This is a genomic window from Pseudomonas sp. A25(2017) (genome assembly GCF_002001065.1).
Taxonomy (GTDB): Bacteria; Pseudomonadota; Gammaproteobacteria; order Pseudomonadales; family Pseudomonadaceae; genus Aquipseudomonas; species Aquipseudomonas kilonensis.
Map to the genome: position 1 here is coordinate 65,065 of NZ_MUOA01000042.1, position 20,103 is coordinate 85,167.

Annotated in this window: 16 protein-coding genes; 11 read left to right on the forward strand and 5 right to left on the reverse strand. The window is 62.9% G+C overall.

Annotation, left to right across the window (positions count from 1 at the left end; translation table 11 throughout):
• Nucleotides 1-10: 10 nt before the first annotated feature.
• The 5 genes from B0E42_RS04140 to B0E42_RS04165 all read left to right on the forward strand — a co-directional run bounded on the left by B0E42_RS04140 (nt 11) and on the right by B0E42_RS04165 (nt 5,033).
• Nucleotides 11-1,186: an alginate O-acetyltransferase gene (locus tag B0E42_RS04140; protein ID WP_077505788.1), complete on the forward strand. Its 1,176-nt coding sequence runs from the start codon at nt 11-13 to the stop codon at nt 1,184-1,186.
• A 14-nt stretch (nt 1,187-1,200) separates the two neighbouring features.
• On the forward strand, nt 1,201-1,866 hold the full coding sequence (locus B0E42_RS04145) for an alginate O-acetyltransferase AlgF (RefSeq protein ID WP_018606132.1): 666 nt from the start codon (nt 1,201-1,203) through the stop codon (nt 1,864-1,866).
• 218 nt (nt 1,867-2,084) lie between these two features.
• Nucleotides 2,085-3,536 carry a mannose-1-phosphate guanylyltransferase/mannose-6-phosphate isomerase gene (locus B0E42_RS04155; protein ID WP_018606130.1) on the forward strand — a complete coding sequence of 484 codons (1,452 nt, stop codon included), beginning with the start codon at nt 2,085-2,087 and terminating at the stop codon, nt 3,534-3,536.
• 172 nt (nt 3,537-3,708) lie between these two features.
• A complete protein-coding gene (locus tag B0E42_RS04160; RefSeq protein ID WP_018606128.1) occupies nt 3,709-4,173 on the forward strand; it encodes a hypothetical protein in 465 nt (154 codons plus the stop codon).
• Nucleotides 4,174-4,208: 35 nt separating this feature from the next.
• The gene (locus B0E42_RS04165) at nt 4,209-5,033 is read left to right on the forward strand and encodes an SDR family oxidoreductase (protein ID WP_053189808.1); all 825 of its coding nucleotides are present in this window, start codon (nt 4,209-4,211) and stop codon (nt 5,031-5,033) included.
• 194 nt (nt 5,034-5,227) lie between these two features.
• Here B0E42_RS04165 and B0E42_RS04175 read toward each other — a convergent pair whose 3' ends face one another.
• From B0E42_RS04175 to B0E42_RS04190, 4 genes are read right to left on the reverse strand one after another with little or no spacing between them, the layout of a single operon-like run.
• Nucleotides 5,228-6,091 (reverse strand): HlyD family secretion protein, encoded by an 864-nt coding sequence (locus B0E42_RS04175; RefSeq protein ID WP_053181705.1) that lies wholly within the window; start codon nt 6,089-6,091, stop codon nt 5,228-5,230.
• 10 nt (nt 6,092-6,101) lie between these two features.
• Nucleotides 6,102-6,302 carry a DUF1656 domain-containing protein gene (locus tag B0E42_RS04180; protein WP_003205331.1) on the reverse strand — a complete coding sequence of 67 codons (201 nt, stop codon included), beginning with the start codon at nt 6,300-6,302 and terminating at the stop codon, nt 6,102-6,104.
• Nucleotides 6,292-8,496: an FUSC family protein gene (locus tag B0E42_RS04185; protein WP_077505794.1), complete on the reverse strand. Its 2,205-nt coding sequence runs from the start codon at nt 8,494-8,496 to the stop codon at nt 6,292-6,294. Before B0E42_RS04185 ends, B0E42_RS04180 begins: the two co-directional genes overlap by 11 nt.
• Complete coding sequence (locus B0E42_RS04190; RefSeq protein WP_077505796.1) at nt 8,493-9,992, reverse strand: efflux transporter outer membrane subunit; 1,500 nt, start codon at nt 9,990-9,992, stop codon at nt 8,493-8,495. The genes B0E42_RS04185 and B0E42_RS04190 overlap by 4 nt, the downstream gene beginning before the upstream one ends.
• Before the next feature lie 344 nt (nt 9,993-10,336).
• Here B0E42_RS04190 and B0E42_RS04195 point away from each other — a divergent pair, with 344 nt between their 5' ends.
• The gene (locus tag B0E42_RS04195; protein ID WP_003205334.1) at nt 10,337-11,305 is read left to right on the forward strand and encodes a LysR family transcriptional regulator; all 969 of its coding nucleotides are present in this window, start codon (nt 10,337-10,339) and stop codon (nt 11,303-11,305) included.
• A 27-nt stretch (nt 11,306-11,332) separates the two neighbouring features.
• Here B0E42_RS04195 and B0E42_RS04200 read toward each other — a convergent pair whose 3' ends face one another.
• Complete coding sequence (locus B0E42_RS04200) at nt 11,333-11,590, reverse strand: hypothetical protein (RefSeq protein WP_018606117.1); 258 nt, start codon at nt 11,588-11,590, stop codon at nt 11,333-11,335.
• Between the two features lie 236 nt (nt 11,591-11,826).
• Between B0E42_RS04200 and B0E42_RS04205 the strand changes: the two genes are divergently transcribed.
• From B0E42_RS04205 to B0E42_RS04230, 5 genes are all read left to right on the forward strand, one after another.
• The gene (locus B0E42_RS04205; protein ID WP_024619864.1) at nt 11,827-12,984 is read left to right on the forward strand and encodes an efflux RND transporter periplasmic adaptor subunit; all 1,158 of its coding nucleotides are present in this window, start codon (nt 11,827-11,829) and stop codon (nt 12,982-12,984) included.
• A complete protein-coding gene (locus tag B0E42_RS04210) occupies nt 12,981-16,097 on the forward strand; it encodes a multidrug efflux RND transporter permease subunit (RefSeq protein WP_018606113.1) in 3,117 nt (1,038 codons plus the stop codon). Before B0E42_RS04205 ends, B0E42_RS04210 begins: the two co-directional genes overlap by 4 nt.
• A gap of 9 nt (nt 16,098-16,106) precedes the next feature.
• Nucleotides 16,107-16,790: a heavy metal response regulator transcription factor gene (locus B0E42_RS04215; protein ID WP_018606111.1), complete on the forward strand. Its 684-nt coding sequence runs from the start codon at nt 16,107-16,109 to the stop codon at nt 16,788-16,790.
• Nucleotides 16,777-18,144 carry a heavy metal sensor histidine kinase gene (locus B0E42_RS04220; RefSeq protein WP_077505798.1) on the forward strand — a complete coding sequence of 456 codons (1,368 nt, stop codon included), beginning with the start codon at nt 16,777-16,779 and terminating at the stop codon, nt 18,142-18,144. Before B0E42_RS04215 ends, B0E42_RS04220 begins: the two co-directional genes overlap by 14 nt.
• A gap of 231 nt (nt 18,145-18,375) precedes the next feature.
• Entirely contained in the window at nt 18,376-19,872 is a 1,497-nt protein-coding gene (locus B0E42_RS04230; RefSeq protein WP_077505800.1) for a sensor domain-containing diguanylate cyclase, read from the forward strand.
• The last annotated feature ends 231 nt before the right edge of the window (nt 19,873-20,103 follow it).

The window sequence follows — 20,103 nt, forward strand, 5'->3', positions numbered from 1 at the left end:
GGATCTGAACATGACCCGCTCATTACGCATCTTTTACATCGCACTGTTCATGCTGATCCTGACAGCACTGGGCATGTGGTCGATGCGCAGTTTCTTCGGCTTCAGCACCAACCCCGACGCGACCGTGCTCAACGGGCGCTGGGCCAAGGCCGTGGAAACCCACTACGACGAAGAGTTCCCGATCAAGCGCCTGGGCACCAACATCTGGGCGGCGCTGGACTACAAGCTGTTCAACGAAGGCCGCAAAGGCGTGGTCCTGGGACGCGACCAGTGGCTGTACAGCGACGAAGAGTTCAACCCGATCGTCAACGAAGAGCTGAACCTGCAAGGCAACTACGCGCTGGTCGAAGGCGTGCGCCAGAAGCTCAAGGAACAAGGCATCACCCTGGTGATGGCGATCCTGCCGGCCAAGGCGCGCTTGTATCCAGAACACATGGGTGAAGTGAAGCCGTCGAGCATTCACGCCAACCTCTACCAGGATTTCCACGCTCGCGTGGCGGCGGACAAGATCATCGCCCCTGACCTGCTCGGCCCGCTGCAACAGGCCAAGCAGAGCGGCCAGCAAGTGTTCCTGCGCACCGACACCCACTGGACCCCGGAAGGTGCCCAGGTCGCGGCCGAGAACCTGGCCAAGGCGATTGCCGAAGGCACACCGCTCAACGGCGAGCCACAACGCTTCGTCACGGAACCTGCAGAAAAAATCACCCACAAGGGCGACCTGCGTCAGTTCCTGCCCCTGGACCCACTGTTCGAAAACCTGATGCCGGCCCAGGAGCCGCTGGTCAAGCGCAACACCCGCGAAGCCGATGACCAGCCGGCCAGCGACGACGCGCTGTTCGCCGACGCCCAGGTGCCCGTGGCCCTGATCGGCACCAGCTACAGCGCCAACCCCAACTGGAACTTCGTCGGTGCACTCAAGCAAGCCCTGCACAGCGACGTCGTCAACTACGCCGAGGACGGCCATGGCCCGATTCTGCCGATGCTCAGCTACCTCAAGAGTGACGCCTTCAAGAACAGCCCGCCACAGGTGCTGATCTGGGAGTTCCCTGAACGTTATCTGCCCGTGAACAACGAAATCGGCGACGCCGACCCACAGTGGGTCGCAGAGCTCAAGCAAGCCGGCGCGCGCCAACAGAACGTAGCCGCCAACACCCCATCCGAGACGCCCGACCGGGCGCAAAACTGAAAGAGAGGTCCACCATGACTTTCAACACTACTCCTCGCCGTCTCGCTGCTCGCTCCTTCAAGGCCGTTGCCCTCGTCGCCAGCATGAGCGCCCTCTCACTGTCCGCCTTTGCCGGTGATTCGGCCCTGTACGGCCCAGTCGCGCCAAAAGGCTCGAGCTTCGTACGTATCTACAACGCCAGCAACGCCGAAGTCAGCGCCACCGTTGGCAGCACCAACTTGAGCGACGTGGCTCCACTGGCCAGCAGTGACTTCAGCTTCATGCCTGGCGGTGACTACAGCGCCAAGGTCGGCAGCCAGACCGTTCCGGTTAAACTGGCCCCCGATCACTATTACACCTTGGTCAACAACGCCAGCGGCCAGCCTCAGCTGATCGAAGAACCACCGTTCAAGAACAAGCAGAAGTCCCTGGTCCGTGTGCAGAACCTCACTGACAAGGCACTGACCCTCAAGACCGCCGACGGCAAGACCGAAGTGGTGCCGAACGTGGCCGCCAAGGGCCGTGGCGAACGTGAAATCAACCCGGTGAAAGTGACCCTGGCGCTGTTCGAAGGCGACAAGAAAGTCGGTGACCTCAAACCCGTGGCCCTGGAGCGCGGCGAAGCGGCCGTGCTGTACGTCACCGGTTCAGGCAGCAGCCTGTCGCCAGTGTGGGTAAAACGCCCGGCGTCGACCCGCTGATCAATTCACCTGATTGACGCTGTACCCCTGTGGGAGCGGGCTTGCTCGCGAATACGGTCTCACATTCAACATTGATGTTGGCTGAAGCACCACTTTCGCGAGCAAGCCCGCTCCCACCCTGAATCGGGGGTGTCAGTCGGGTACGGAACAAGAACAAGAGAGTGAAACGACAGAACGCAGTAGCTCTAACAACCATTTCGCTTCAAGGAGTAACAAACATGATTCCGGTGATCTTGTCAGGTGGTAGTGGCTCACGTCTTTGGCCGCTTTCGCGCAAGCAATTCCCTAAACAGTTCCTGGCCCTGACCGGTGAACACACCCTGTTCCAACAGACCCTCGAGCGCCTGGTGTTCGAAGGCATGGACACACCGATCGTGGTCTGCAACAAAGACCACCGTTTCATCGTCAACGAACAGTTGAGCAACCGTAAGCTCGAAGTCCAGCGCATCCTGATGGAGCCGTTCGGGCGCAACACCGCACCGGCCGTGGCGCTGACCGCGATGATGCTGGTCAACGAAGGCCGCGACGAGCTGATGCTGGTGCTGCCGGCCGACCACGTGATCGATGACCAGAAAGCCCTGCAACGCGCCCTGGCCCTGGCCACCGTGGCCGCCGAGCGTGGCGAAATGGTGCTGTTCGGTGTACCGGCGACCAAACCGGAAACCGGCTACGGCTACATCAAATCGACCAACGACGCGCTGCTGCCTGAAGGCGTGAGCCGCGTTTCGCACTTCGTCGAAAAACCCGACGTCAAGCGTGCCACCGAGTTCGTCGAGGCCGGCGGTTACTTCTGGAACAGCGGCATGTTCCTGTTCCGCGCCAGCCGCTTCCTCGAAGAGCTGAAAAAGCACGATCCGGACATCTACGACACTTGCCTGCTGACCCTGGAGCGCAGTGAGCAGACGGCCGACACCATCACCTTCGACGAAGCCACCTTCGCCTGCTGCCCGGACAACTCCATCGACTACGCCGTGATGGAAAAGACCCAGCGTGCCTGCGTCGTACCGCTGTCGGCCGGCTGGAGCGATGTCGGCTGCTGGGCGTCGCTGTGGGAAGTCAATGCCAAGGACGCCAACGGCAACGTCACCAAAGGCGACGTGGTCATCCAGGACAGCCGCAACTGCATGATCCACGGCAACGGCAAACTGGTGTCGGTGATCGGCCTGGAAAACATCGTGGTGGTCGAAACCAAGGACGCCATGATGATCGCCCACAAGGACAAGGTCCAAGGCGTCAAGCAGATGGTCAACACCCTCAACGCCCAGGGCCGCACCGAGACCCAGAACCACTGCGAAGTCTATCGTCCGTGGGGCTCCTATGACTCGGTGGACATGGGCGGTCGTTTCCAGGTCAAGCACATCTCGGTCAAGCCGGGCGCGTGCCTGTCCCTGCAGATGCACCACCACCGTGCCGAACACTGGATCGTGGTCAGCGGCACCGCCGAAGTGACCTGCGACGAGAACGTGTTCCTGCTCTGCGAAAACCAGTCGACCTACATCCCGATCGCGTCGGTCCACCGCCTGCGCAACCCGGGCAAGATCCCGCTGGAAATCATCGAAGTGCAGTCCGGCAGCTACCTGGGCGAAGACGACATCGAGCGTTTCGAAGACATCTACGGTCGCTCCACTCCGATCGAACGCGGCGTCTCGGTGAAGACCATCGCGCAGTAACAACTAGCAACGATCAGCCGTTCAAGAAGCCCCCATCCAGCCCACTGCGTCCCCTATCCGTAGTGGGTTGGGTGGGGGCTTTTTTTCGGCGTGTGCGACAGGCCGACATCATCGCTTCAACATTGCCCGTCGCCTTCGGTAGGATGTGCCTACGGTAACGGAGGCTTCCACCATGCTTATCGGCGTCTTGCTGGTCATCACCTGGCTCATTTTGCTGTTGCGCTACCCAGCGAAGGCCTTGCCAGTCTCCCTGGCAGCGTTCATCGGGCTGGGCCTGGTCGCCGCGTGGGTACTCTGGCAGGAGAACCGCGAGACCCGGCAATTGGAGCGCCTGGAACTGCGCATCAGCTATGCCCCCGGACAATGCCCCGCCGACCGGCCGCTGTCACTGACCCTAAAAAACACCAATGACGTGCCGCTGATCGAACTGCAGTGGCGGGTCGCGGCTTATGCGCCTGGGGACACCATCAACCTCGCCGACAGCCCCTACAACGCACCGCGCTATCGTGGTCCCGGCGAATTGCAGGCCGGCGCCGAGTGGCAAGACTGCCTGCCCCTGCCGCCCCTACGCCCGGGTTATCGCCCGCAAACCCTGGAGTTTCGCGCCGAGCGATTGCACGGTAGCTTTTCCAACTGACTGCCCTCCCCCACTTTTTGCACAAGGAATGCGCCATGCCTGTCGCGTTGATTACCGGATGTTCCAGCGGCATCGGCCGCGCCCTCGCCGACGCCTTCAAGGCGGCGGGTTATCAGGTCTGGGCCACGGCGCGCAAGGCTGAGGACGTGGCGACGCTCAGCGCTGCCGGATTCACCGCTGTGCAGCTGGACGTCAACGATGGCCAAGCCCTGGAACAACTGAATGAGCGGATCAACCAGCAGCAGGGTGGCCTGGATGTGCTGATTAACAACGCCGGGTATGGCGCCATGGGGCCGCTGCTGGACGGCGGCGTGCCGGCCATGCAACGTCAATTCGAAACCAACGTGTTCGCCATCGTCGGGGTCACCCGAGCGCTGTTCCCGGTATTGCGTAAGGCCAAAGGGCTGGTGGTGAACATCGGCAGCGTGTCCGGGGTACTGGTCACGCCATTTGCCGGCGCCTACTGCGCCTCGAAGGCGGCGGTGCATGCCTTGAGCGATGCCTTGCGCATGGAACTGGCGCCGTTCGACATCCGCGTGATGGAGGTCCAGCCCGGCGCCATTGCCTCCAGCTTCGCCAAGAATGCCGGTCATGAAGCCGAACAATTGATCAGCGAACAGTCGCCCTGGTGGCCCCTGCGCGATGGCATCCGCGCCCGGGCCAAGGCCTCCCAGGACAACCCGACCCCGGCCCACGAGTTCGCCGCCGGCCTGCTCAAGGCCGCACAACAACCCAAGCCCCCCCGCCTGCTGCGCCTGGGCAACGGCAGCCGATCACTGCCCTTGATGGCCGGCTGGCTGCCCAAGGGGTTGCTGGAGAAAGGCTTGATGAAGCGGTTTGGGTTGGGTGGGTCGCTGTAATAATCGCGAATTTGGCTTTTTTGCTGTTGTGGCGAGAATTCTGGGGGCAATCGGAATAAATGTGGGAGCGGGCTTGCTCGCGAAGACGCCGGCACAGTCAATATCAGTGCAAACTGAACCACCGCTTTCGCGAGCAAGCCCGCTCCCACAGGGATCTGTGGTGTGTATCAAATCTCACAATCCCCACGGGGGGCTCAGCGCTCGGCGTGGGGTTCTACCACCACCGTGCAAGTCATCCCCGCCGCCAGCAGCACCCCGTCGGGCACTTCGTCGAGATGAATGCGCACCGGCACCCGCTGGGCCAGACGAACCCAGTTGAAGGTCGGGTTCACGTCGGCGATCAGCTCGCGGCTTTGCGGGTTATCCCGGTCGTAGATGCCGCGGGAGATGCTTTCCACATGCCCCTTGAGCCTCTCGCCGCTCATCAACTGCAACTGCGCTGAATCGCCGACCCGCACCTTGGGCAATTTGGTCTCTTCGAAGAAGCCATAGACCCAGAACGAATTCATGTCCACCACGGCCATCTTCGCCTCACCGATGCGTGCGTAGTCGCCACGGTGCACGTTGAGGTTGGTGACGTAGCCATCCACCGCCGCGCGAACTTCGGTGCGTGACAGGTTCAGCTCCGCCGCTTCCAATTGCGCTTGGGCCTGCTGGTAATCGGCCAGGGCCGAGTCGGCGATGTTGCTGGCGTCGTCGCGGTTTTCCCGGGAGATCACCAGGCTGTCCAGATCGGCACGCCGATGGGCGTTGACCTTGCGCATCTCCCAAGTGGCTTTGCGCGACGCCACCAGGGAGCGAGCCTGCTTCACGGCGATGCGGTAATGCTCAGGATCGATGCGCATCAACAGGTCGCCCTTTTTCACCGATTGGTTGTCGCGCACCGGCACGTCAACCACCTCGCCGCTGACATCGGCGGCCACGTTGATGATGTCGGCCCGCACCCGGCCATCGCGGGTCCAGGGCGTGTTCATGTAATGGACCCACAATGTGCGGCCGATCCACAGCGCCAGGGCCAGAACCAACAGCGTCGCCAGCAGGCTGAAAAACTTTTTCATCGCATTGTTCTCAACGGTAGACCGTCAGCGCCAGTGCGCCGAACAGACAGGTAAACAGACTCAGGCGCAGCAGCGCCGGGTGCCAGAAGAAGCGGTACAGGTCCAGCCCCGACAGGAAGCGGTCCAAGGCCCAGGCCAGGCCGGCGGCGATGAAAAACATCAAGGTCATGGTGGGCATGTACACACCATGGAAAGCGATCTCACGGGGCATGTTCAGGTTCCTGGAGCAGCGGTGTGGCATGAGGTATGACATAGCCGGCCAAAGGCGATTGCGGGTCCAGCAACGAGGTGCGGATGAAATGCAGGTAGCTTTTCACCCGGCGCAGCGCCGAGGTGTCGAAATGCGGGGCGAAGGGTTCGTCGGTGGCCTGCACGCGGCCGATGGCATGATCCACCGCCACCAGGGCACGCTCCAGATTGCTCTGGCTCGGTTGGCGGAACAGCCGCACCAGCGCCCGCCCCATCACCCGGATCGCCTGGCGCCACGGTTGGCTTTCGGCATACGCCGGATGCACCGGCAAAATCGCCTGTTCCTTGCGCAGCTCGATAATCGCGTGGCCGACCTCCAGCACCACGAACATCCAGCGCAGTAAGTCCCGTTGCACCCGAGGCTGCCCCGCCGCCAGCCCGTAGGCCTGATGCAGCAAGTCGCGGGTACCACTTTCGAAGCTCGACGCCAGGCCCTTGAGCTTGCCGCTGATGGCAAACACCACTTGCTCGCGCAAATCCTGTTCGAGCCGGCACCACAACCAGCGACTGTTGGGCGGCAGAATGATTGCCCCGGCCGCGGCACACACCAGCATGCCGAGGATCATCGCGAGGTAATCGTTGATGAAGGCGTAGGGGTTGTAGACCGTCAGGTTGTCCGGCACCGAACCGCTGCTGAAGAAGATCAGCAGCCCCAACCCAACCCCGGCGTATTTCGGTCGCGAGCTGAGGAACGAGCCGAGCATGATCACCGGCGCCAGCATCACACAAAGCAAAGGGAAGCCGTCGATCAACGGGAAGATGAAGAACATCTCGACAAAGCCGATCAACGCCCCGAACAACGTGCCGCAGGCCATCTGGAAAGCCATGCGCTTGGGGTTCGGCGTTGCGGCCGACAAGCCCACGGTGGCGGCGGCGATCATCGTCATGGTCGCGCCGCTCGGCCAGGCCGTGGCGACCCAATAACTCCCCAGCAGCAACAGGATGAAGGCGGCGCGAACACCCGATGCCGTGGCGGCCAGCCAGTTGGTCTGCGGCACGAACGGTTCGTCCCAGCGTTCACGTTCGTGGCGATGATCGGCCAGGGAGGCGTGGGTCAGGGCATAGCCGTGCAAGTCGTCGACGAAGCGATAAAGCAGCTCGTAGGCGGTATGAAAATCCAGTTGCTGCCCATCACTGGGCGCCGTTTCCTGGAACAACGCCCGCAGCCTTCGCACCTGGGCCGGCAGCTCGGCCTTGTACTCGGCCAGCGCCGCCGTCAGACGGGCCGCGTCGGCGTCGGTCAGGGCGCGGCCACTGAAACCGTCGAGCAGTTCGGCCAACGTTTGCAAACCTGGCTTGATGGCGTTGACCACGTGATCCACCGCGCTGCTGCGCAAGCGCTCGAGCAATTGGTGCAAAGCGTTGAAGCGGGTGGTGATGCCCATGAATTCGCTGTTCAAGCGACTGAGCCGGCCGTTGCGCCGACGCATGTGCGGGTCTTCGAACACGGTCACGCTGCGCAGGCTTTCCAGGCCCACGGCCTCGGCGATGAAGCCCACGTTGCGCGCCTCGAACGCCTCTCGCTGGCTGCGCCCACGCAGGCCATCGGTGACAAACAGGGCAAATACCCCAAAGCGCTGGTACAAGGCATTGCGCATGGCGGCACTGGCGGTTTGCGGCAGGATCGCGGCGCTGACCAGGGTGGCGCAGAGGATCCCCAGGGAAATCTCCAGCACCCGCCAGACCGCCGCCATGAACGCGTCTTCCGGATGGGCCAGGGCCGGCAGGCCGATCATCGCCGCGGTGTAGCCGGCCAGCACAAAACCATAGGCCCGGAAGTTGCGATAACGCGCCGCCCCTGCCGAACAGAGGCCAACCCAGACCGCCAGGCAAGCGAGGAACGGCTCGGTGTTCTGGGCAAACAAGGCGATCAGCGCCACCATCACCGCCGAGCCGGCCAGGGTGCCGAGCAAGCGGTAGAAACTCTTGGCGAACACCTGGCCGCTCTGGGGCTGCATGACGATGAACACGGTGATCATGGCCGTGCGCGGTTGCGGCAACTCCAGGCGCATCGCCAGCCACAAGGTCAGGAACGCGGCAAACAGGACCTTGAAGATATAGACCCAGGTCACCCCGTCGCTGCGGGCCCAGTCGAAGAAACCCCGGCGCCATTCAAGACGATGAAGTCGGCGCACGGGGGCAAACAACGACTTCACAGCGGAGCTACCCCGCATCGTGGCGAGGGAGCATCGCTCGCAACAGGCACATCACGGCCGGCCTCAAGCCCGCCACCCAGCGCGGTCACCAGGTCGGCATGGGCACTCAAGCGCGCCGCCTGCACTTGCTGTTGCACCTGTTGCTGCTTGAACAACAGGCTTTGGGCGTTGAGCACGTTGAGGTAATCGGTGAGCCCGCGCTGGAACGCTACCATCGCGATGTCGTAGGTGCGCTGGGCAGCGGCCACCGATTCGGCGGCGAAGACCTGCTGCTTGTCCATGGACTGGCGACGGATCAACTGATCGGAAATGCCCTTGAGAGCGTTCACCAATGTCTGGTTGTAGTGCGCCACAGCGATGTCATAACCGGCCGCCGCCTCGCCCAACTGTGAACGCAAGCGCCCGCCGTCGAAGATCGGCAACGTGATCGCCGGCCCGACGTTGTAGGTGAGCTTCTTGCCCGTCAAGAACGCCAGCGCCCCACCGCCGGTGGCCATGTAGCCGAGGCTACCCACCAGGTCGACGTTGGGATAAAAACCGGCCCGGGCCACATCGATGCCCCGGGCCTGGGCCGCCACTTGCCAACGCCCGGCCACCACATCCGGACGCTGGCCGAGCAGTTCGGCGGGCAAGGCCGACGGTAACTTCAGGGGCGCACCGAGGGCCAGGGTCGGACGTTGCAATTGCGCACCTGCTCCCGGTCCCTTGCCCGCCAGCGCCGCCAACTGATTGCGGCTCAAGGCGATGGCTTCGTCCAGGGCGTCGAGTTGGCGATGAGTCTCGGGCAGTGGGGCCTGGGCCTGACTGACGTCGAAATGGGTGCCGATGCCGCCGTCCAGGCGCTTCTGCGCAAGGTCGAGAATCTGCGCTTGTTGATGGAGGGTCGCGGCGACGATATCGCGCTGGGCGTAGTGCAGTGAAAACTGGATGTAGGCGCGCACGATGTTGCTCTGCAGTTCCAGTTGCGCCTGGCGCGCTTGCGCGACACTGGCATGGGCCAGGTCAACCGCCCGTTCGCTGGCATTGCGCTCGCGGCCCCACAGGTCCAGGGCGTAGCTCAAGCCCAGGGCGGCATTGTTGTCCCAGGTCGTGGTGTCGGCCAACTCGCCCGGGCCATAGAACTGATCGGTGGGCCAGTTATGGCGCTTGAGGGTCGCCTGGCCATTGATCTGCAGCGACTCGGCGGCCTCGGCAACACCGGCCATGGCCTTGGCCTGACGTACCCGCGCAGCGGCCATGGCCAGGCTCGGGCTGTCCTGCACGGCCAGGTCGACCCAGCGATCCAGCTGCCGATCGCCATAGGCTTGCCACCACTGGCGAGTGGGCCAGTGGGCGTCACGAGCGGCCTCGCGGATGGCGGCATCGTTCGCCAATTGGTTGGCCGGCAATACCTGGCTTCGCGGCCCAATCCCGCCTGTCCCGATGCAACCGCTGATGGTTAATGTCAGAACCCAAACACTGAGAGTCTTCAGCTCTCTGCTGATGCAACGCGGCACTTGCGCAAAATTCCTGAGATGGAGCATGACGACGAGGATGGCTGCCTGTTAACGCAAAACCTGTGGGAGCGAGCCTTTGTGGGAGCCGAGCTTGCTCGCGATGGGGACGACACGGTTTAACGGCAGGACCGCGTCATCGTTCATCGCGAGCAAGCTCGGCTCCCACAAGGGCTCCCACAGGAATCAGTGACCCAGGATTGGCGGCAATTCTAGGCATCGCCCTCCCCGGCGATAAGCCGACCTTTCTGTGAATCTTTGTTACCGTTAACGCGATAATCCATTAGTCGGGTCCCGCTGCTCTGTAACTTCGTGTCACAATTTGCCACCTCCCAAGAGAGCCCTCCATGGACACCTTGCAAAACATGCGCGCGTTCAGTTGTGTTGCCGAAGCTGGCAGTTTCACCGCCGCCGCCGCGCAACTGGACACCACGACGGCCAACATCTCGCGCGCAGTTTCCAACCTGGAAGCCCATCTGCAAACCCGCCTGCTCAACCGCACCACTCGCCGCATCGCCCTGACCGAGGCGGGTAAACGCTACTTGTTGCGTTGCGAGCAGATCCTGGCTTATGTCGAAGAAGCGGAAGCCGAGGCCAGCGACGCCCACGCGCGACCGGCCGGGCAGTTGAAGGTCCATACGATGACCGGCATCGGCCAGCATTTCGTGATCGACGCCATCGCCCGTTACCGCAAGACCCATCCGGATGTGACCTTCGACCTGACCCTGGCCAACCGGGTACCTGACATCCTCGACGAGGGCTACGACGTCTCCATCGTGCTCGCCAGCGAGTTGCCGGATTCGGGCTTCGTCTCCCAGCGCCTGGGGATCACCTACAGCATCGTCTGCGCATCACCCGCCTACGTGAAAGCCAGCGGCTGCCCGCAAAAACCCGGCGACCTGCTCAACCACGCCTGCCTGCGCCTGGTCAGTCCGGTCATTCCGCTGGAAAAATGGGTGTTCGACGGCCCGGAAGGCCAGGAAATGGTCACCATCAACAGCTCACCGTTCCTGGTGAATTCCGCCGACGCGATGAAAACCGCAATCACCAGCGGCATGGGCGTGGGGGTATTACCGGTGTACGCGGCCATCGAAGGCTTGCGCAACGGCACGCTGGTGCGGGTGATGCCTAACTACCGCTCCCAGGAACTGAACCTCTATGCCATCTACCCGTCGCGCCAATACCTGGATGCGAAGATCAAGACCTGGGTCGAGTACCTGCGAGGCTCGTTGCCGGAAATCCTCGCGGCGCACCAGTCTGAGCTGGCGGCTTACGAATTGAGTGGAAGCCTGGCAGGCGCACGGGTCGCGAACTGAAGTCGCCCCCGTGCGTGAAGGATGATGTCAGCGCTTGCCCATCGAACGACGCGTGCCGGGAGGCGCCGCGCCCGGGGTCTTGGTATGGCCATTCTTCGCGCCGTTCTTGTACCACGGCTGCTGGCCGGCGCCCTTGGCCGCAGCCAGTTCACCGGGTTTGAACGGGAATTTGAAGGCAGGAATCGCCGCTTTGGCGTCCTCGGCGCTGGAAACATCGCTGTCGGACAAATCGGCCTGTTCGCCGCCGGGGAGTTCGTCCGCAGGCGAAGGTGTCGGGGAAGTCATGTAAGGCTCCGGGTCATGCATGCAAGTCGGGCCCGAAGGGCGAGCCGCGAAAGGCGCCAGTATACCTGCCCGATATCACCGCGCGCAGGGCAGTTTCATCCGGTACAACCATTCATCTGACAGCAAGCCGGGACAAAACTGACAAGCCTGTCAGTTAGCCGTCACCTTCCTGACCGGCTCGTAACGCTATATAAGAAAGCTCAAACTCCTGTGTCCCGAACCGGCCCTTCATATCCATGCACACCCAGAAGAAAACCGTCCTGCTCGTCGTGCTGTTGGTCGCCCTGGCGGCCCTCGTCCTCTGGTTTGTGCTCAAGCCCGTGACCGCCAAGCCCAGCGCTCCGACTGCCGTTCCGGTACGGGCCATCAGCGTGGTGCAAAAGGATGTACCGCGCTTCGCCAGCGGCATCGGCACGGTCCTGTCGCTGCACAGCGTGGTCATCCGGCCGCAGATCGACGGCATCCTCACCCGGTTGCTGGTCAAGGAAGGGCAACGGGTCAAGAAGGGTGACCTGTTGGCGACCATCGACGATCGTTCGATCCGCGCCAGCCTCGACCAGGCCCGGGCCCAGCTCGGCGAGAGCCAGGCGCAGTTGGCGGTGGCCCAGGTCAATCTCAAGCGCTACAAATTGCTGAGCGTCGATGACGGCGTCTCGAAGCAGACCTATGACCAGCAACAGGCGCTGGTCAACCAGCTCAAGGCCACCACCCAGGGCAACCAGGCGGCCATCGACTCGGCGCAGGTGCAACTGTCCTACACCCAGATCCGCTCCCCGGTGAGCGGTCGCGTCGGCATTCGCAATGTGGATGAAGGCAACTTCCTGCGCACCAGCGACACCGATGGCCTGTTCACCGTGACCCAGATCGACCCGATCGCCGTGGAGTTCTCCCTGCCCCAGCAAATGCTGCCCACCTTGCAACGGTTGATCGCGGCGCCCGAGCAAGCCTTGGTCAAGGCCTATATCGGTGCCGATGGCGCTGCCGGAGAACTGCTCGGCGAGGGGCGCCTGAGCCTCATCGACAACCAGATCAACGCCAACACCGGGACCCTGCGGGCCAAGGCTGAATTCAACAACGCCGCGCAACGGCTGTGGCCCGGGCAACTGGTGACGCTGAAGATCCAGACCGCCCTCGACAAGGACGCCCTGGTGGTGCCTCCCACCGTGGTCCAGCGCGGGCTGGAGCAACACTTCGTGTACCGGATCAAGGGCGACAAGGTCGAGAGTGTGCCGGTGGTGATGGTTTACCAGGACAGCGACCTGCACATCATCAAAGGGGTGAACGCTGGCGATCAACTGGTGAGCGACGGTCAGTCGCGGCTCAAGCCAGGCAGCCACATCCAGGTGCTCAGTGATCCGCCCGCCCTGGTCAAGACCGCGGAGCCGCAACCGTGAAGGGCCGCGGCTCGGTTTCAGCGTGGTGCATCGACCACCCCATCGCCACGGTGCTGCTGACGTTTGCCCTGGTACTGCTGGGCGTGATCGCGTTTCCTCGCCTGCCCGTCGCGCCGTTGCCGGAGGCCGAATTCCCGACCATCCAGGTTAACGCGCAGTTGCCTGGGGCCAGTCCCGAAACCATGGCCTCGTCAGTGGCGACGCCGCTGGAAGTGCAATTCAGTGCCATTCCCGGCATCACCCAGATGACCTCCAGCAGTGCCTTGGGCTCGACCAACCTGATCCTGCAATTCAGCCTCGATAAAAGCATCGACACCGCCGCCCAGGAAGTGCAGGCGGCGATCAACACCGCCGCCGGCAAACTGCCCAACGACATGCCGAACCTGCCGACCTGGCGCAAGGTCAACCCCGCCGACAGCCCGGTGCTGATCCTCAGCGTCAGTTCCTCCCTGATGCCTGGCACCGAGCTGAGCGACTACGTCGAAACCCTGCTCTCGCGTCAGATCAGCCAGATCGATGGCGTAGGACAAATCTACATCACCGGCCAACAACGTCCGGCGATCCGGGTCCAGGCCTCGGCTGACCGGCTCGCCGCCATCGGCCTGACCCTGGCGGACATCCGCCTGGCGCTCCAGCAGGCCAGCCTCAACCTGGCCAAGGGCGCCCTGTACGGCGCTTCGAGCATTTCCACCCTGTCCACCAACGACCAGTTGTTCCAGCCTGCGGAGTACGGTGAACTGATCGTGTCCTACCGGGACGGGGCACCGGTACAGCTCAAGGACATCGCCAAGGTCGTCAACGGCTCGGAAAACGCCTACGTCCAGGCCTGGTCCGACAACGAGCCGGGGGTCAACCTGGTGATCTTCCGGCAACCGGGGGCAAACATCGTCGAGACCGTCGACCGCATCCAGGCGGCCCTGCCCACCCTGCAAGCCATGTTGCCCGCCGCCGTTCAGGTCAAGGTCCTGATCGACCGCACCCAGACCATCCGTGCCTCGTTGCATGAAGTGGAAATTACCCTCCTGATCGCGGTGCTGCTGGTGGTCGCGGTGATGGCGCTGTTCCTGCGCCAGCTCTCGGCGACCCTGATTGTCTCGGCGGTGCTGGGGGTGTCGCTGACCGCCAGTTTCGCGCTGATGTATGTGATGGGCTTCAGCCTGAACAACCTGACCCTGGTGGCGATTGTCATCTCGGTGGGGTTCGTGGTGGACGATGCGATTGTGGTGGTGGAGAACATCCACCGCCACCTGGAGGCCGGCGAAAGCATGCGCGAGGCGGCGATCAAGGGCGCTGGCGAAATCGGCTTTACCGTGGTCTCCATCAGCCTCTCGCTGGTAGCGGCGTTCATTCCGCTGCTGTTCATGGGCGGCGTGGTCGGGCGCCTGTTCAAGGAGTTTGCCCTGACCGCCACCTCGACCATCCTGATTTCAGTGGTGGTGTCGCTCACGCTGGCGCCGACCCTGGCCGCGCTGTTCATGCGCGCCCCGGTGCATCATGCCCACAGCAAGATGGGGTTCGGCGAGCGTCTGCTGGGCGGGTACGAACACGGCCTGCGTCGGGCCCTGGCCCATCAAAAAATGATGATCGGCGTGTTCGGCCTGACCCTGGCACTGGCGGTGGTGGGCTACGTGTTCATTCCCAAGGGGTTCTTCCCGGTACAGGACACCGGCCTGGTGCTGGGCACCAGCGAAGCCGCCGCCGATGTGTCGTTCCCGGACATGGTCGCCAAGCACAAGGCCCTGGCCGACATCGTCGCCGCCGACCCGGCGGTGCAGACCTTCTCCCACTCCGTCGGTGTCTCGGGCAACAACCAGACCATCGCCAACGGCCGCTTCTGGATCGCCCTCAAGCCTCGTGGCGAGCGTGACGTGTCGGCCAGCGGCTTCATCGACCGGATCCGCCCGCAATTGCTGAAAATCCCCGGCGTGGTGCTGTACCTCAGGGCCGGGCAAGACATCAACCTCAGTTCTGGCCCCAGTCGCGCCCAATATCAATACGTGCTCAAGAGCAACGACGGGCCGAGCCTCAACGCCTGGACGCAAAAACTCACCGACAAGCTGCGTGGCAACCCGGCGTTCCGTGACATCTCCAACGACCTGCAACTGGGCGGCAGCATCACCCACATCAACATCGACCGCAGCGCGGCGGCGCGTTTCGGCCTCACTGCCACCGATGTCGACCAGGCCCTGTACGACGCCTTCGGCCAACGGCAGATCAATGAATTCCAGACCGAGACCAACCAGTACAACGTGATCCTGGAGCTCGACACCGCGCAACGAGGCAAGGCCGAAAGCCTGGCGTATTTCTACCTGCGCTCACCCCTGAGTGGGGAAATGGTGCCGCTCTCGGCCCTGGCCCGCTTCGATGCGCCGAGCAACGGCCCGCTGTCGATTGCCCACGACGGCATGTTCCCGGCCGCCAACCTGTCATTCAACCTGGCGCCCGGCGTGGCCCTGGGGGACGCGGTGCGCCTGCTCGACCAGGCGAAGAACGAAATCGGCATGCCCGCCGCCATTACCGGCAGCTTCCAGGGCGCGGCCCAGGCCTTCCAGAGTTCCCTGGCCAGCCAGCCATGGCTGATCCTCGCCGCACTGGTGGCCGTGTACATCATCCTCGGCGTGCTCTACGAGAGTTTCGTGCACCCGTTGACGATCATCTCCACCCTGCCCTCGGCCGGCCTCGGCGCGCTGATCATGCTCTGGCTGCTGGGCCAGGACTTTTCGATCATGGCGCTGATCGGCCTGGTGCTGCTGATCGGGATCGTCAAGAAGAACGGCATCCTGATGATCGATTTCGCCCTCGACGCCCAACGCAACAAAGGCCTGGCACCCCAGGAGGCGATTTTCCAGGCGTGCCTGACACGTTTCCGGCCGATCATGATGACCACCCTGGCCGCCCTGCTCGGCGCCTTGCCGCTGATGCTCGGCTATGGCCCCGGCTCGGAGCTGCGCCAGCCCCTGGGCATCGCGGTGGTGGGCGGCCTGCTGGTGAGCCAGGCGCTGACGCTGTTCACCACACCGGTCATATACTTGTGGCTGGAGCGACTGTTCCATCGGCCCGCCCACCAGCCAGGGTCGGCGCCGACGGCGGCGCTGGCGAGCACAGACCACTGAGGCAGGGCCATGCGCGTTCTGATTATCGAAGACGAAGAAAAAACCGCGGACTACCTGCACCGCGGCCTGACCGAACAGGGCTATACCGTGGACGTGGCGCCGGACGGCATCGAGGGGCTGCACCTGGCCCTGGAAACCGACTATGCGGTGATCGTGCTCGACGTGATGCTGCCGGGCCTGGACGGCTTCGGCGTACTGCGGGCCCTGCGCGCCCGCAAGCAGACCCCGGTGATCATGCTCACCGCCCGGGAACGGGTCGAGGACCGCATCAAGGGCTTGCGCGACGGCGCCGATGACTACCTGGGCAAGCCCTTCTCCTTCCTCGAACTGGTGGCCCGCCTGCAAGCCCTGACCCGTCGCAGCGGCGGCCATGAACCGGTGCAGGTGAGCATCGCCGACCTGTGGATCGACCTGATCAGCCGCAAGGCCACACGGGCCGGCCAGCGCCTGGACCTGACGGCCAAGGAGTTCTCCCTGCTCAGCGTCCTGGCCCGCCGCCAGGGTGAAATCCTCTCGAAAACCGCCATTGCCGAAATGGTCTGGGACATCAACTTCGACAGTGACGCCAACGTGGTGGAAGTGGCAATCAAACGCTTGCGAGCCAAGCTCGACGGGCCGTTCGAACAGAAGTTGCTGCACACCATTCGCGGCATGGGTTATGTGCTGGAGAGTCGCAGTGATGACGCTCCCTAACAGCATCGCCCTGCGCCTGAGCGGCCTGTTTACGCTGGTAGCGGCGTTGGTGTTCCTGTTGATCGGGGGCGCTTTATACCAACAGGTCGCCAAGGGCCTGGGCCTGTTGCCCGAAGCCGAGCTCGATGCCCGCTACAGTGTCCTGGAGTCCACCGTTGGCCGCTACGGCACGCCTGAACACTGGGTGAAGATCAACAACAAACTGCGGTTGCTCGGTGAAGAAGACAAACGCATCCATTTCTGGATCGTCAGCGACGATCCACGCTTTGAATACGGCGATCCCGATGCGCAGATCCGCACCTTTGCCCAAGGCCCCCTGGGTAAGCGCGACCTGACCTTGCCCCATCGGCACTACCCGGTGAAAGTACTGGTGAGCCAGTTCCCGGCCAAGGACCAGCGTCCGCCGCTGCGCTTCATGATCGGCATCGACACCCAGACCTTCTACCAGACCCAGCATCGCCTGCTGGTGGCGCTGGTGAGCCTGGCGATTGTCGGTGTGCTCCTGGCTTCGTTGCTGGGCTACTGGGTCGCGCGCATCGGCCTCAAGCCGCTGATCAAGCTGTCCGATGAAGCCCGACGCCTGGCCCCGCCCCGCCTGTCCGGGCGCTTGCAGCTGTCGCCCCTGCCGCCGGAGCTGAGCCAGTTTGTCAGTTCCTTCAACGCCACCCTCGACCGGGTCGAACAGGCTTACTCGCGGCTGGAATCGTTCAACGCCGACGTCGCCCATGAATTGCGCTCGCCCCTGACCAACCTGATCGGCCAGACCCAGGTTGCGCTGACCCGTGGGCGCTCGGCCGAACACTACTTCGAAGTGCTGCAATCGAATCTCGAGGAGTTGGAGCGGCTGCGCTCGATCATCAACGACATGCTGTTCCTGGCCAGCGCCGACCAGGGCAGCAAGGCCACCAAGCTGACCAGCACCTCCCTGGCCGGCGAAGTGGCAACCACCCTCGACTACCTGGACTTCATTCTCGAAGACGCCCAGGTCCGGGTCCGGGTCAGCGGCGATGCCCAGGCCAACATCGAGATCGCCCACCTGCGGCGGGCGCTGATCAACCTGCTGAGCAACGCCGTACAGCACACCGCGCCCGGGCAAGTGATCGACGTGCACATCGAAGCCCTTGGCGACCAGATCAGCCTCGCGGTCACCAACCCCGGCGAACCCATTGCCGGCGAGCACCTGCCGCGCCTGTTCGAACGCTTCTATCGCGTCGATGCCTCGCGCAGCAACAGTGGCGCCAACCATGGACTGGGGCTGGCCATCGTCAAGGCAATCGCGCTGATGCATGGCGGGGACGTATTCGTGCGCAGTGACCAGGGCGCCAACACGTTCGGGATCCGCTTACCAGCGTGAGACCTCCACAGGGTTCGATCTTTTCCAGCATTGAATGCTGGGTGAAAGCCAACTCGATCAAAATCGACAGATCGCAGCCTTCGGCACCTCCTACCCGGTTATTGCGCAAACACTGATTGCCCGCCTTCACCGATCCAAGCACAATCAGCAAAAGGCCAGCATCTGGTTCATTGCCGGTTTGCAATCCTTTGGGACGGATCCCAGCCACATCACAATGCAGACATCGGACCCATGAGCGCGCGCAGTGCGACACCCGGCAACACCCCGTCTTCGATACGTTCCGAACGGGTACTCGTACTGGCCAGTTCGCTGGTTGTCATTGCCATCCTGAGCATCGTGACTTTCCTGCTGATTCGCGAACATGCCGCCGCACAACAGGCAGCGACACGTGCGGCGACCAATATCGTGCAACTGATTGACGCCGATGTGTTGCGTAACGTGGAGCTCTACGACCTGTCGTTGCAAGGTCTGGTCGCTGCTGCCAAACGCGACGACCTGGGAGACGTTTCGCCAGCGATTCGCCATCTGGCACTGTTCGACCGCGCCACCGCCGCCCCCTACAAAGGCGACATCCTGCTGCTGGACAAACGCGGCGATGTGATCGCTGACTCCGCCTCGATCACACCGCGCAAAGGCAACTATGCCGATCGGGAGTATTTCCAGTCCCATGTCCAGGATCCAAGCCCGGGCATGATGATCAGCCGCCCGTTCCGCTCCAGAAGCCATGCGCAGGACTGGCGCATCAGTTTCAGCTATCGACTGAGCGACGAACGAGGCGAGTTCATGGGCGTGGCCGAGGCCGCGATGCGCCTCAACTACTTCAACCAATTGTTCAAGAGTCTGAACATCGGTCATGGCGGTACGGTCAACCTGGTCAGCCGCGACGGTATCCTCCTGGCACAAGAGCCCCCCTTGGCCGAAGACCTGACAGGCAAGGACTTCAGTCACCGACCGAATTTCATGCGGATCCTGCACGAAGGCAATGGCAGTTTCACCAGCGTTTCCGGCCAGGATCAGAAGCCGCGCCTGTATACCTTTTCTCAGGTGGGCAACTTGCCCTTGATCGTCGTGGTGGCGCTCTCCTCTCAAGAGGTGTTCGCGTCATGGCAACGCACGGCATTGTTGGTCAGTGGCGCTACCGGCGCGCTGTGCATCGGTTTGCTCTGGCTCACCTGGCTGCTGCGCCGCGAATTGCGACGCCGCTACAGAGCTGAACAGGAATTGGCTCAACTGGCATCCGTCGACTCCCTTACAGGACTGGCCAACCGACGAACACTGGACGAGACGTTGCAACAGGAATGGCTGCGCGCCCAACGTTCGGGGCAACCGTTGTCTGTCTTGATGATCGATGCGGATCACTTCAAGGCATTCAATGATCGCCATGGCCATCAACGGGGTGATGAGGCCTTGCGAGCTTTGGCGCAATTGATCAGCCAGCATGTGCGACGCCCCGCCGACCTGGCGGCACGCTATGGGGGTGAAGAGTTCTCGGTGGTGCTGCCGGAAACCAGCACCGCCGGTGCGTTCACCATGGCCCAGAACATTCGCGACGCGGTTGAACAGTTGCCACCTGTGATCGAGGGGGGAGCGCCGATGACGGTGAGTATTGGCATCGCCACTTGGGTAAACGGGCCGTATGGCGAGCTCCAGCAACTTTTGTTCGCCGCGGACAAGGCGCTGTACCAGGCTAAGGCCAGTGGGCGAAATCGTGTGGTTTGCGCGATGTGACGCTTTCCCTGTGGCTGTAGGGCGCTTAATGTGGGTGTATATCCGTTTCTTCGGTAACGGCGGCTTAGGGTTCCGCCCTGACGGCGGGTCACTTTTGAGAAGCGTGTACGGACCGGACACATGGTTGACGGGTGTGCGGGGACATGGTGGACACTTTCCAGCGAGCCAATTTCGCCGGAAAGCCATCATGCCTTGGACTACGAGAGACGCCATGAGCCTGAAACAAGAGTT